At 60.3% G+C, this 13254-nt stretch carries 11 protein-coding genes; 5 read left to right on the top strand and 6 right to left on the bottom strand.

The features are described from left to right. Positions 1–7: 7 nt before the first annotated feature. Positions 8–1303: a glutamine synthetase family protein gene (locus ACIQLF_RS20065; protein ID WP_400302474.1), complete on the top strand. Its 1296-nt coding sequence runs from the start codon at positions 8–10 to the stop codon at positions 1301–1303. A 654-nt stretch (positions 1304–1957) separates the two neighbouring features. On the opposite strand, the gene ACIQLF_RS20060 is transcribed toward ACIQLF_RS20065, so the two are convergent. From ACIQLF_RS20060 to ACIQLF_RS20035, 6 genes are all read right to left on the bottom strand, one after another. After that, the gene (locus ACIQLF_RS20060) at positions 1958–2107 is read right to left on the bottom strand and encodes a hypothetical protein (protein ID WP_400302472.1); all 150 of its coding nucleotides are present in this window, start codon (positions 2105–2107) and stop codon (positions 1958–1960) included. A 152-nt stretch (positions 2108–2259) separates the two neighbouring features. Continuing rightward, positions 2260–3003: an SDR family NAD(P)-dependent oxidoreductase gene (locus ACIQLF_RS20055; protein ID WP_400302469.1), complete on the bottom strand. Its 744-nt coding sequence runs from the start codon at positions 3001–3003 to the stop codon at positions 2260–2262. After that, positions 3000–3893, bottom strand: coding sequence for an alpha/beta hydrolase (locus ACIQLF_RS20050; protein ID WP_400302467.1), 894 nt, complete (start codon positions 3891–3893; stop codon positions 3000–3002). The genes ACIQLF_RS20055 and ACIQLF_RS20050 overlap by 4 nt, the downstream gene beginning before the upstream one ends. A 129-nt stretch (positions 3894–4022) precedes the next feature. After that, positions 4023–4799, bottom strand: a complete 777-nt coding sequence (locus tag ACIQLF_RS20045; protein ID WP_400302465.1) for an SDR family NAD(P)-dependent oxidoreductase — start codon at positions 4797–4799, stop codon at positions 4023–4025. Beyond that, on the bottom strand, positions 4775–6046 hold the full coding sequence (locus ACIQLF_RS20040; RefSeq protein ID WP_400302463.1) for a DUF1116 domain-containing protein: 1272 nt from the start codon (positions 6044–6046) through the stop codon (positions 4775–4777). The genes ACIQLF_RS20045 and ACIQLF_RS20040 overlap by 25 nt, the downstream gene beginning before the upstream one ends. Beyond that, positions 6040–6801 (bottom strand): SDR family NAD(P)-dependent oxidoreductase, encoded by a 762-nt coding sequence (locus ACIQLF_RS20035; protein WP_400302461.1) that lies wholly within the window; start codon positions 6799–6801, stop codon positions 6040–6042. The genes ACIQLF_RS20040 and ACIQLF_RS20035 overlap by 7 nt, the downstream gene beginning before the upstream one ends. Before the next feature lie 130 nt (positions 6802–6931). Here ACIQLF_RS20035 and ACIQLF_RS20030 point away from each other — a divergent pair, with 130 nt between their 5' ends. From ACIQLF_RS20030 to ACIQLF_RS20015, 4 genes are all read left to right on the top strand, one after another. Further along, complete coding sequence (locus ACIQLF_RS20030; protein WP_400302459.1) at positions 6932–7663, top strand: FadR/GntR family transcriptional regulator; 732 nt, start codon at positions 6932–6934, stop codon at positions 7661–7663. Between the two features lie 944 nt (positions 7664–8607). Beyond that, on the top strand, positions 8608–10095 hold the full coding sequence (locus tag ACIQLF_RS20025; protein WP_400302456.1) for a flavin-containing monooxygenase: 1488 nt from the start codon (positions 8608–8610) through the stop codon (positions 10093–10095). A gap of 155 nt (positions 10096–10250) precedes the next feature. Beyond that, positions 10251–10955, top strand: a complete 705-nt coding sequence (locus ACIQLF_RS20020; protein ID WP_400302453.1) for a gamma-glutamyl-gamma-aminobutyrate hydrolase family protein — start codon at positions 10251–10253, stop codon at positions 10953–10955. 596 nt (positions 10956–11551) lie between these two features. Beyond that, positions 11552–13254, top strand: a 1703-nt coding sequence (locus tag ACIQLF_RS20015; protein WP_400302451.1) for a biotin carboxylase N-terminal domain-containing protein, incomplete at its 3' end; no start/stop codon positions are given.

The raw sequence follows: 13254 nt of genomic DNA, 5'->3' as shown, positions 1-13254 counted from the left end.
AACGGAAATGACCTATTCAACCCCCCGGGTGCCAATGACCCGCGTCGAAATCCCCGATTACGCCCTCGGGCTACGCGGGAAAATGCTGAGGTCTGAAAAGACGCAACCTGATTCCCTGTCGAACATCAGCACCGTCATGTACGGGCTTTCACTGACGGACAGCGTCACGGACAACGGGTTTAGCAACGCCACGAACGGATACCCAGATTCATCACTTCGTGTAGATGAAGAAACGCGTGTCACACTTCCCTGGCGTGAAGCAACCGATGCCGTCATCGCTGACCTAGTCACGCCCGATGGCGAACCCTTCGAAGCCTCGCCGCGTGGAGCACTGCAGCGAGTCGTTGAACGGTACCAGAAACGTGGACTCACCCCGGTCCTCGGCTATGAATTTGAATTCTGGATCTTCCATGACGAGGACCGCGGAAGGCTAGACGGCGAGACCGAGGGACTTGGCCGAGTCAAAAACGCATACAGCTTGAGCAGGGTCGCTGGCGCCGCCGATCTCATCGAAGAGTTTGTGGCGCGTATGCAACACATCGGCGTTGAAGTAGAGGCATTCCACTCAGAACTTGGCCCGGGACTCTTTGAATTCACCCTCTCACCGCAACCAGCACTTCGGGCGGCAGATAATGCTGCCCGAGCGAAACAGTACATGCGTGAACTCTGTGCAGAACGAGGACTTGCCGCATCGTTCATGGCCAAGCCCTTTGGCGACGAATGCGGAGCCGGCGGGCATATCCATTCAAGTCTCATGGCCGGTGGCCGGAACATCTTTGCGGATGCGCCTGGCAAGCTGTCCGAAACCGCACGACACTATCTCGCCGGGTTGCTTGCGACAATGTCTGACTTCACAGCCCTTTTCGCGCCGTACATCAACTCCTACAAACGATTTGACCCGGAGATGTATGTGGCCAACCGCCCCAGCTGGGGAAACGATGACCGAAGCGTTGCCTGCCGGACACTGACATCAACCGTGAGTGCGGCCAGGGTGGAACATCGCATTTCTGGCGCCGACACCAGCCCGTATTTCGCTGCTCTTGGGTTGCTCGCTGGCGGCATCCACGGAATCGAAAACGGTCTGGACCTTGACGAAACCGCCAAAACCGGAGCGCCACTACCAACGGAACTTGCCGAGGCCACCGAAAAGTTCGCGAATTCCCCGATCGCGAAGGAGCTCCTGGGCGAAATCTTTGTTGACGCAGTGCACCAGCTCCAGCGCACGGAAATCCAAGAGTATGGGCACTGGCTTCGTACCAACATCACGAGCTGGGAGCGTGCACGGCATCTGGAACACCACTAATTGATGCAATTCAAGAACCTCGTATTCGGAAAGCGGACCTTGAGCAAATCGGAGCGGCTCGGCCAGGGTGCACCTGCCGTGGTCAACTGAGGGGTGAACTCCAGGCCCGCAACGAGTGCCTGAGTTTGTAGAATTACGATGGCAAAAACGGCAGGATCCCCGGTTGGGGATCCTGCCGTTTTTGGGTTCAGGGTGTCTGGCCACTTTCTGCGGACTTCGGCATTCTGTCCCATGAGGCTCATGACCCGTTACCGGCGGGTGGTGGGCATGATGAGCAACTCGAGGGCCTTCCTGCCGCCCTGGATCCGGATGGTGCTGCGGGGCCTGGTTCATCCATGGGTGGCGAGTTCCCAGCTGCAGGCGGTGGACGACCGTCGAATTCATGGTGTCGGCTTTGGGTTCGGCCGCTTCGCAACGGGCGACCCTGGCAACTGGGTCATCGGGGGACGGGACGGTTTTCATCGGTGAACCTCAGCGGCGCCCGGGCGGAGCACCGGCACCATGCGAGGTGGGCGGCGAGCCTGCAGAAGGAAGCTACGGGAGCCGGCGCGGTCCTCGCTGTAGTGGCGGATGGCGCGGACGCCCCAACCAAGGATCTTGAGGGCCTTGGAGACTGTTTTCGCGTTGGCCAGGGGACTTGTTCGTTCGCACGACCTAGATTGCGTCCAGGTCAGCTTCGCGGGCGAAGGGTTCCTCGTCGCGTTCGTAGGTGCACGTGGTGTCAGGGCTGGGCAGGACGGTGAACCCCGCCGAAATTTGTGTTCTTTGCCCAGCCAGATCCGCGATGCGGGCAGAGCCGGTCATGGCGCGGTCCCGGGCATGTAGTTGGAGGTCAATTCATATGCTGGTTTTCGGGTGTGGCTCCAGGAACCGATCTCAAGCGCTACCCGGTTAAGCCACGACAAACGTGTGGGTCTCGCTTAGGCGAGACCCACACGTTTGTGGTTCCGAACGTCTTATTTGATTTGCGCGGTCCAGCCACCGTCGACGACAAGGTTCGTTCCTGTCACGAATGATGCCTTGTCCGATAGGAGGAAGGAGACTGCGGAAGCGACGTCTTCCGGCAGACCGAGCCTACGCAGCGGCGTGCGCCTCTCCATGTCTTGACGGCGTTCAGGCGATTCGTCATAGAGGGACGAGATCATCGGGGTAAGAATGGCCCCGGGACAGACGGTATTGCATCGAATACCTTCGGGACCAAGCTGAAGCGCGATTGACCGGGAGAGCGAAACCACGGCAGCTTTGGAGACTTGGTACGCGTCGAGAGGAGCGTCCATGCCCCGGAGACCCGCAACGCTTGCGACATTTACGATTGATGCCTGGTTTCCTGCCCGAAGGAGGGGAAGCGCGGCCTTGGTAACCTTTCGCAGCCCGTCAAGATTCACCCCGATGGTCTGCGCCCACACCGGTTCTGCGATATCGAATACGGAACCATCAGTATCAAAAAAGGCAACGCCTGCGGCATTGACCAAGCCGGTTAGCGTCCCTCTCGGAACCGCAGAGATCAGCCGTTCAATCCCTGCGTCGTCCAAGAGATTTGAAGCAACGTATTGGGCACCCTGCACCCGGTCCTTCGCGGCCGGCTCCCGGAGATCGGTCGCTATGACGTGGTGGCCTCCTAGCACAAGCTCGGAGACGATCGCTTTTCCGATGCCGCCGGTTGCTCCGGTGACGAGGGTGACTGAGCCTGCGTCGCTCATCGGAGTGCCTCCGAAACCCGGTGACCGGCGAATTCCATCGCTGCTGCAGCAACTGGGAACACTTCGTCGAGACCGAAGAACCCGTGGATCATCCCGGCATATTGTTGAACCTCAAGAGTGACACCGGCTGCTCGCAGGGCTTCAACGTAGAGCTCGCCCTGCGGACGGATAGGGTCGCATTCGGCCAGAATAACCGTTGCTTCAGGCACGCCCCGAAGATCGGCAGATAGCACATTCACTCGTCGGTCAGACCGGTCTTCTTCGAAGGCGAGATAGTTGTCCTGGTGCCACTGGAGCTCGTCGCGCTCCACCATGATGCCATCAAACTCGGGGTCCAACCCCAGGTCCAGATCCCACGTGGTCACCGGATATACCAGGAGCTGGTGAACGACCGTCCCCTCGTGACGACTTTCATTGGCGACGGCAGCAGCGAGGTTGCCGCCGGCGCTATCGCCAGCCACCACGACTTTGTTGTTGTTTTCGATGGTGAGGGGATTCTCCGGGGAACTTACCCATGCGAGCGCATCGAGGGCGTCGTTAACGGCCGTGGGGAAGGGAGATTCCGGGCCTCGCCGGTAGTCCACGGAAAGGACGGGGCATCCGGAGGACTCCGCGAGCTTTCGGGTCGTTACGTCATGCGAGTCAATGCTCCCCAGTAGCCAGCCTCCTCCATGGAAGTAGAGGACCAAGCCGGGTGCCGTACGCCCATCGGGGAGGTAAAGGCGCCCCCGAATCGCCTGATTATCGCGTGTCGGAATCATTACGTCACGAACCGAAGCGAGCTCCGGCTTCTGGAGAGAGGCAAAAGCGGCCTCAAACCGTAGACGAGCATCGGCCACTGGCAGCAGATGCGCATTTAGTTGGCCCGATGAGCGGGTATCGTCAATCATTTGCTGTGCGATTGGGTGGAGTCTAGTCACTGCGGTTCCTTCCATGGGGTTTGCGGGTGGATGGTTAGACGCGTTCGTAACGATCAATCGAGAGGCTGCGGGAGACGGCACTTCGGGGTCAGGAACCGTCTAGGTTTGCCGGAAGCCGCCGTCTACAACCAGTTCTGATCCGGTGATGTAGCTGGCCTGATCGCTGGATAGGAAAGCGATCGAGTCGGCAATCTGGCCGGCCCTTGCGAACGCGCCCAGTGGCACTCGGTGTCCAAGCTGCGGCGGCAAGTTCTCCTGCCCACCGTGTTCCTGGGCCATTGGCGTCAGCACAAAACCCGGAGCCACGGAATTTACACGGGCACCCGAAGGAGCCAGTGCCCGAGCCGCAGTTTTGGTAAGCATGGTTAGTGCGGCTTTCGACGCCGAGTAGGCCGGGTGGGGGTCTGGGTCCGACAAAGCAACGACACGAGTCGCCTCGATCGAGGTGACGTTGACGACCGAAAGGAGCGCTCCTGCATCGCGTACGAGGTCAATCACCTGGTAAGCGCCGACAAGGTTTACATCGAGCACCTTCATGAAGGCTTCACGGTCGACATTGTTGAACCCCGTGGAATCAAGGATTCCGGCACAATTGACCACATAATTCGGGGCACGGCCGAATTCGGCTATTGCCTGTTTCAACTGGTCGGTGTTTCGCACATCCGCAGCAAACGGAAACGAGGAAACCCCGTTCCGTGTCACGGCCTGTGGAACACTTCGGTCGAGGGCCAAAACCTCAATGCCACAATCGAGAAAACGTTCAACCGTTGCTTTCCCAATCCCGGAAGCTGCCCCTGTGACGAGGGCAGTTGTGCCCTGAAAGGTGAGTTCGAAGCCTCGGCTCAGGGCAGTCACCCGCCGTACTTTTTCGTCCATGCTGCCGCAGCCAGCTCAAAGCACTCACGGGGAGCTCGGATCACACCGGCCCCGATCTGTCCGCCATCGCGGCCGGCCAGACCAACATCCATCACGGGCAGAATGCCCGTGTCAAGAACCTTGAAGATGTCGATACCGGTTGGCGTTCCGCGGAAGTCAAAGAGCGAAATCTTGTAGCTTCCGTTTTCGCCATGGACGATCTGATACATCTCCGTGTTCCGGTCGATCATGGCAGCAGCAGAGCCACCTTGGTAGTTCTGCAACGAGAGAGCACAGGCTTGGGCGAATCCGCCAAGCCCGATGGTCTCGGTGATCGGGCTTTCACCGCCCATCCAGGTGATTTCTTCTTCGCTGTGGCCGGCAAAGAGCTTTCCCTCGTGCAGCGGCGGTGGACCTTCAAACCAGCCCTCCAGACCAGCGACCTTGATCGCGAACCCGCGGCAGCTGAAGGCCATCGCGCTGACGAGCGAGGAGCCCTGAACGTGCATTGCGTCGGCGCTGGCTTTGGCCGCGGCCATTGAAAGCCGTAGAAAGAAGTAGTCGTTTTCTGCCAGATGAAGCATTGTTTCCCGGACGCCTGGGAAATCTTCCTGCACCATGTCGAGCGTGCTTGGCAGGATCTCGCGGCCGAAGAGGATCGAGGCAGCGGCATTTCTGCTGTGGACTTCGTCCCCCATGCGCAATGCCTTTGCAATGAGAGGTTTCAGCGCGATCCCTCCGAGTCGACGGATCGCTTCGCCGACCACCGGGGCCAGCACGGTGTTCACATGAAGCAGTCGTTCATGTACGCCCTCGTCATAGCAGCCGTAGTTCAGCCTTCGTGGCTCTTTTCCTTCGTAAAAGTTGCAGAACCCCAGGTTGCCGTGTGTCCGGTTCTGAACCACGAAGACCGGCATTGAAGCTGTGTAGATACCGGCCAGCGAGCCCACTGCGGCGTAATCGTGGCAGCCGCCGAGCTCGATGTCGCCTGATTCGAAACCTGCTATGGCCCCAGCCCGATCTGCTGCGAGTCCCTCGAAGAGTGCGCCCCCGATCAGTGCTTCGCGCTGCCCTCCGGTGTATTCGCTCCAAGGCATGGGGGCGCCGGAGGTAAGTACCAGTCGACTGTGGAAGCCGGGGATGACTTCACCGGCGGGCTTCACGTCGATAACCCAGGGGTCGGCTGCGTCCAGACGCGCGAAACTTTCGTCGTTGGCGAGACGCGCAAGATTTTCTTCGTTTGTGCCCTTCATGATCGTGGTTACCATGCGACGACGCCTCCATCCACCAGGAGGGTCTGCCCCGTGATGAATGAGGCCTTGGGAGAGAGCAGGAAGACGACCGGCTCGGCGACCTCCTCCGGTTCTCCGATCCGCTTGAGCATTGCGTAGCTGGCGGATACTTCTTCTCCTCCGGAAACCGCTGCCATGGAAGGGCTCATCGGGGCGCGGATAACGCCGGGTGCTACGTTGTTTACCCGTATCCCTCGTTCGGCCAGTTCTTCGGCGAGGTAGCGTGTATAGGTCGCAACCCCGGCTTTCGTGGCCCCGTAGACTGATGCTCCGCGGAACCGACCGAAGTGCCCTGTCAAACTGCCGATGTTCACGATGGCGGCCTGGCCGTCGTGCAGGTGGGGGGAACAAGCATCCGTCATCCGGGCCATTCCCGCGATGTTCACCTGGAACATAAGCTCCATATCCTTGGCCTTGAGACCGCCAAGGTTTGATTGACGCAGGATGCCGGCGCAATTGACGAGACCGGCGAGTTTCTCTCCGTCACCGAGTGCCTCGAGAATTCCCCGGTCCACGCTGGACTGATCAGTGATATCGACTTCCACGGCCTGGATGTCCTCCAGACCCTCGCGGAACCCTGAGGACACGGCGGGCGAAAGATCAAAGGCAACGGGCGTATACCCCTCGGCCTTGAGCCTCAGACAGATCGCTTGGCCAATAACTCCGGCTCCACCCGTGACAATAACTTTTGAGCTCAAGTTCTCTTTCCCATCTGTGAATGTGGCTGACATAACGCCCATCATCCGACAACAAAGGCCTATAGGTCAAGTATCTAGACCATTTATTTTTCTCGTAGCGGTCCTCTCACGGATATGCTCAAGCTGGACTTGGGCCTAGTGGTCCGAAGGAAAGGAATCACTCATGCGCAATGAAAGTGCTTTGAAGCCCATTCGCCAAATCGCAGCCCATGAGCTGGTGCTTGATCAGATTCGGCGCTCAATTGAGGCGGGTCAATTTAGGCCTGGCGACAGGCTGCCCACGGAACGCGAAATGGCCGAGCAGCTGGATGTGTCACGCACGACCGTCCGGGCCGCGGTCACTGTCCTTGAGCGTGAAGGACTGCTGACGGTCCGGCGCGGGCGAGGTGGGGGATTTGTCGTTCAGACGCCGCAGCTTGATCCGGATCTTGCCCGTTTGATGATGCGGAAGAACCAGCAGGAAATCCGTGACGCCTTTGATTTCCGTTCCATCGTCGAGTCTGCCGCGACGGGGCTCGCGGCCACTCGGCGGACAGGTGCGGACGTGGCCACGCTCCGCGCACTCCTGCAAAGCATGGAGGCAAGCCTTCAGGCCTGCCTCGCGGACCAGAATGCCGAGCATACGGCCCGGTTCCAGGCCCTGGATTCGGCTTTTCACTTGGGGATTGCGGCGGCTGCACAGAATCCACAGCTACTTGAAGCGGTTGGCCATGCCCGCCGGCAGATGTGGGCCCCGGTGGGGTCGCTCTTTGGTCGCGTTGAGGAGAACGCCAACGACCTGCATGATGAAATCTTGAACGCCATCGAGGCGAAAAACGATGTTCTTGCTGCCGAACTGATGGAAACGCATATCCGTGATACGCGCAGGACCATCGAGTCGTGGCTGAAGCGGTAAACGGCTGAGCCGATTTATGGACCAACTGCCAGTTGTTTGGGCCGGTTCCACGCAACGTCCCGCAAGGGATCGGGTGTGATCGCGAGTTGGATATCTCCGCCCATTGTTGGGTGAATGAGCCGCGTCGCCGGGTCGGAGTGAACACCTGAAAATCTTGCGGGGGTCGCTGGATTTTCGGTGCGCGGCAACTGCTGTTCCGGATTGAGCGGCAGCGACTGCCGGGGCGTCGGGCCCGGATCGCGTGCCACCTGGCCACTTTCCCTTCGATACTTCGCTGGCCCTTCGATACTTCACTGGCCCTTCGATACTTCACTGGCCTGCGACGGCTTGCTGCAGCGAATCGAAGCCCTTTTGTGTCAAGCGAGCAGCAAATCCCCGAACGGGGTGCGGCGCCGCGGCACCCCGTTCGGGTGGCCCGAAGATGGCGGGAGTCCCTGGAAGCGCCGGGCCGCCCATTTGCCATGCCAGCGTGATGCCGCATCCAGTTGGCCGACCCCTGGAATTGACGATGGGTTGCGGTCAAGAATTTCCCGGCGGATATCGATAGTCGCCAAATCCACGCCTCCGTCACGGAGCGGGAACAGTGCCGACTGTCAGCGCACGTTCCCAAATTTCTGAATGACAATTTTTCTCTCGAGGGGCAGGACGGCCCTACGTTTCGAGTCGCAAAGCAGCAGGCTTCCTCTCGCCCCGCGGTGATCGGGGGACATGCGAACCAAGGAACCCACCTCTCAGTGAACGAGGAAAATCTGCGGAAATTCGGCCATTTTTGGATTTTTAACGGTCGGCGAAGGGAGGCAATCTACTAAGCGGCGGCGGTTTGTGGGCAATGTGCGCTGAAAGCTTTATGGCTTATTCACTAGACCAATAGACTTTTATGTACTACAAATTAAGTGAGGGCTCCGCTCTTACGGCATGTACAGGTTCTAGGAAAGGTGTGCGAGATGGCTCAACAATCAATCTCTCGAAATGCTCGGGTGGCTATTATCGGTGCGGGATTCAGTGGAATCGCTGCCGCCACTGCGTTGATTCGGGATGGTGTCGAAAACTTCACCATTTTCGAGTCGGCCCCGGGGCTTGGCGGTACTTGGTGGCACAACCGCTACCCAGGTGCAGAGGTCGACCTCGAATCGCACATCTACTCATTTTCATTTGAGCAGTACGACTGGACCCGCACCCACGCTGAATGGCACGAGATTCTCGCCTACTTGAACCACGTTGCCCAAAAGTGGGATCTGGGGCGTCGGATCCAATTGAACGAGAAGGTTGAGTCGGCTATTTGGGACGACGAATCCCAGACATATTCAATCGAACTGTCGAGCGGAACCAACTACGGGGCCTTCGATGCCGTTATCAGTGGCGTTGGCTTCTTGAACATTCCATTGATTCCACCTTTTGCTCGAGGTGACCATCCTTTCCCGGGTCCGGTCTGCCACACTTCCCGCTGGCAGGAAGGCCTTTCGCTGGAGAACAAGCGCGTGGGGGTACTTGGGACGGGATCCTCTGGCGTCCAGATCGTGACCGAAGCGACCAAGACTGCACAAAGCGTCACGATCTTCCAGCTGGAACCGAACTGGGTGATCCCGAAGGAGGCGCGTGACTTCACCGAGGATGAACGTAAGGCGTACTCGTCCAGCGACACCTATTTTGCAGAGCGGCAACGTCTGTATGACTGGTACGACGAGATCCAGCGGGACTCAAGCCACGCTAAGCGGGATGGTCACTGGAACCATGTGCGGGAACAGCGCGCGCTGGACTATCTTCACGGAGAGCTGGCTGACCGTCCGGACCTCATTGAGCTCGTCACCCCCAAATTCCCATTCGAATCTCGCCGTACCGTCAATAGCGACTCCTACTACCAAGCAATCCAGGATCCAAAGGTTCGGATCGTGCCGTTTGGAGCCCAGGAACTCACCGAACGAGGAATCCGGGACGCAAACGGGGAGGAGCACGAACTCGACGTCGTTGTCTTTGCGACCGGATTCGACGCGGCAAACTACCTCGGCGGGATGACCGTCAGGGGCCGCGGCGGGCGGGACCTCCATGAAGCTTGGGAGGGCGAACCATCAGCGTTCCTCGGAATGATGGTCCCGGATTTCCCCAACTTCTTCATGATGTATGGACCGAATACCAACGCATCACCCCTCGTGACTTTCTACGAGGCGCAGGCCGCCTTTATCGCTTCGGTCCTTTCCGACCTGGACGACCGCGGTGCGACCACGGTCGATGTTTCACGAGAGCAATTCGAGTCCTACAACACCTGGTTGCAGGATCGGTTGGGTCTCACGGTGTGGGGCGAAACGCGAAACTACTTCCAGTCAAAAACGGGAAAAATCGTTTCGCAGTGGCCGTATGGCCCGGAAAAGTACCTGCAGCTCATTGAACAGGCAAAGACCAACGCGCTCGAATTTGATCTGCAGCGAGTCCGGTAGCAGGAGCGGATCCACGGCGCGCTCGGTAGGTCGAACATGCGTGCAGGTCATGAGATTTTTGTTCAAAGATGAAATAAGGAGCATCTGTGCCTCGTCCAATCATTGCCATCACTTACTCCTCACGGGAACTTAAGGAGTTCACTCATTGGCGGCGAATGTTTGAAGGTATCGTCGAAGCCGGCGCGGTACCTCTCGCGGTTGATTGCCAGGCGGAAGTCTTCGGAATCGATGAGATCATCGGTCGAGTGGACGGGCTTGTCCTGAGCGGCGGCGGCGACATCGATCCAATGCGATATCAGGGGGACCGCCAGGATCCGACTCTACGTGGGGTGAACGTCGACCGTGACGAAAACGAACTTCGAGCGTGGCGATCGGCGCGTTCGCGAGGCATCCCAGTTCTTGCTATCTGTCGTGGGGCTCAGTTACTGACTGCTGAACTTGGCGGGGATCTGTATATGGATCTTCCCCGGGACCGGGGAGAGCTCGTAAAGCATCGATATACGGAGGAAGCCTTGGCCACGACGGTTCATGACATCTCGGTGGCCGGGAGCAGCCAGCTCTCCGAATGGCTCGGAGGGATGCCGAAAATATCGGTCAATAGCCTGCATCATCAGGGAATCAAAAAACTCCCGGCGGGAACCGTGGAAGTCGCCTATGCCGACGACGGGCTAATTGAAGCTTTTGAGATGCCAAACGAGCCCGTTGTCGCAGTTCAATGGCATCCAGAGGTTCTCTGGAAAACAAGCGATGAACAACTCAACATCCTCAAGGGCTTTGTCCGTCAGGCAACAGCCTCCGCGCAAAACCGATTGTCGAACGCAATGCGTCCAGTGCCGGCTTTGGTGCCGATGGGCAATTAGCAGGTCGGGATCAGCATCCGGCCGCTGACGCATGAAGGGCCGCCGGTGATCTTTTCGCCGGCAGCCCTTCATGTCGCGGATTCCCGCCCGCGGAGGCCCATCCGGGTCGGCGCTGCACGTCGGTTCTGACCGCCAGCACCGTCTGGTTCTCGGCCCCTTTGACCAGCTCCCCGGCTTCGCGGCGGGCCAGTACCTGGTCGATGACCGGCACCGGCGGGCGGTAAAAGCGTGAGACGGTCGGGTTGCTTGAGGCCCACAAGATCCGCCGGGCCTTGTCCTGCCTCGTAGTGCCGGCACAATGGCCACCTGGGCGTACAAACCCAACGGCGGCAGCCTGTCGCCGGGAGCCACGGGTCTGTGGTTTACTCGCGGTGCAGCTCGGTAGCAGGGTCGTGACGCATCGTCTTTTGTCCGGTTCTTGAGGTCCAGAGAACCCCAATAATCCGGGGTAGAGAGCCGGTTTTCGTTATTCGGCACGCCAAGTCCCGAGTAGATATCAGATCAGTTTTTGAATCAAATTCATTGCTGAATCCTGCCAGTTTCAATCATTGTTATTTCTAGTGGAAATTACGTTTAAAAGTACAATTAGGAGCGCCATGTTTACGAAGATCTTGGTAGCCAACCGCGGTGAGATCGCGATTCGCGCCTTCCGGGCCGGTTACGAGCTGGGCGCAAAGACCGTCGCCGTGTACCCGTACGAGGATCGCAACTCGATCCACCGCCAGAAGTCCGACGAGGCCTACCGCATCGGCGAGGAGGGCCACCCGGTCCGCGCCTACCTGGATGTTGCCGAGGTGATCCGTGTCGCCAAGGAAGCCGGCGCGGACGCCATCTACCCCGGCTACGGATTCCTCTCCGAGAATCCGGACCTGGCCCGCGCCGCGGCCGCCGAGGGCATCAAGTTCATCGGCCCCTCCGCCGACGTGCTGGAACTGGCCGGCAACAAGGTTGCCGCGCTGAAGGCCGCACGCGCCGCGGGCATCCCCGTGCTGGCCTCCTCCGAACCCAGCGACGACGTCGCCTACCTGACCAAGGAGGCCGAGAAGATCGGCTTCCCGATCTTCGTCAAGGCCGTGGCCGGCGGCGGCGGGCGCGGCATGCGCCGCGTGGACACCCGCGACCAGCTTGCCGAGTCGCTTTCCGCGGCGATGCGCGAGGCCGGCAGCGCGTTCGGCGATCCCACGGTCTTCCTGGAGCAGGCCGTGTTGCGTCCGCGCCACATCGAGGTGCAGATCCTGGCCGACGAGCACGGCAACATCGTGCACCTCTTCGAGCGCGACTGCTCGCTGCAGCGCCGCCACCAGAAGGTCATCGAGATCGCCCCGGCGCCGAACCTGGACGAGGGCATCCGCCAGGCGCTCTACAAGGATGCGGTCAAGTTCGCCAGGGCCCTGGGCTACCAGAACGCCGGCACCGTGGAGTTCCTCGTGGACACCGTGGGCGAACGCGCGGGCCAGCACGTGTTCATCGAGATGAACCCGCGCATCCAGGTCGAGCACACGGTCACCGAGGAAATCACCGACGTCGACCTGGTGCAGGCTCAGATGCGCATCGCCGCCGGCGAGTCCCTGGCGGACCTGGGCATCTTCCAGGAGGAGCTGCAGATCCGCGGCGTCGCCCTGCAGTCGCGCATCACCACCGAGGACCCGGCCAACGGCTTCCGCCCGGACGTCGGCACCATCACGGTCTACCGCTCCGCCGGCGGGTCCGGGGTGCGGCTGGACGGCGGCACCATCTACACCGGTGCCGAGGTGTCCCCGCACTTCGACTCGATGCTGGTCAAGCTCACCTGCCGCGGACGGGACTACAAGACCGCGGTGGCCCGTGCGCGCCGCGCCCTGGCCGAATTCCGCGTCCGCGGCGTCACCACCAACATCCCGTTCCTGATGAACGTGCTGGCCGACCCGCAGTTCATTGCCGGGGACGTCGCCACCGACTTCATCGACAAGCGCCCGGACCTGCTGGCCGGCAACAAGTCGCAGGACCGCGGCACCAAGGCCCTGGCCTTCCTGGCCGGGGTGACGGTGAACCACCCGAACGGCAAGCGTGTCGAGGGCATCGACCCGCGCCTGAAGCTGCCGGCGTTCCCGGGCGACAAGCTCTCCGAACCGGACCGCAGCCCGTTCGACGGCCCCTCCGCCGAGCAGGCCCCGGCCGCGGGCTGGCGCCAGCGCCTGCTGGAACTCGGCCCGGAGGGCTTCGCAAAGGCGCTGCGCGCCCAGACCGCGGTGGCCGTCACGGACACCACCTTCCGCGATGCGCACCAGTCGCTGCTGGCGACCCGGGTGCGCACCCGGGA

This window comes from Paeniglutamicibacter sp. NPDC091659 (assembly GCF_044756805.1).
In the GTDB taxonomy this organism is placed as follows: Bacteria; Actinomycetota; Actinomycetes; order Actinomycetales; family Micrococcaceae; genus Paeniglutamicibacter.
This window is presented reverse-complemented; position numbering and strand designations above follow the sequence as displayed.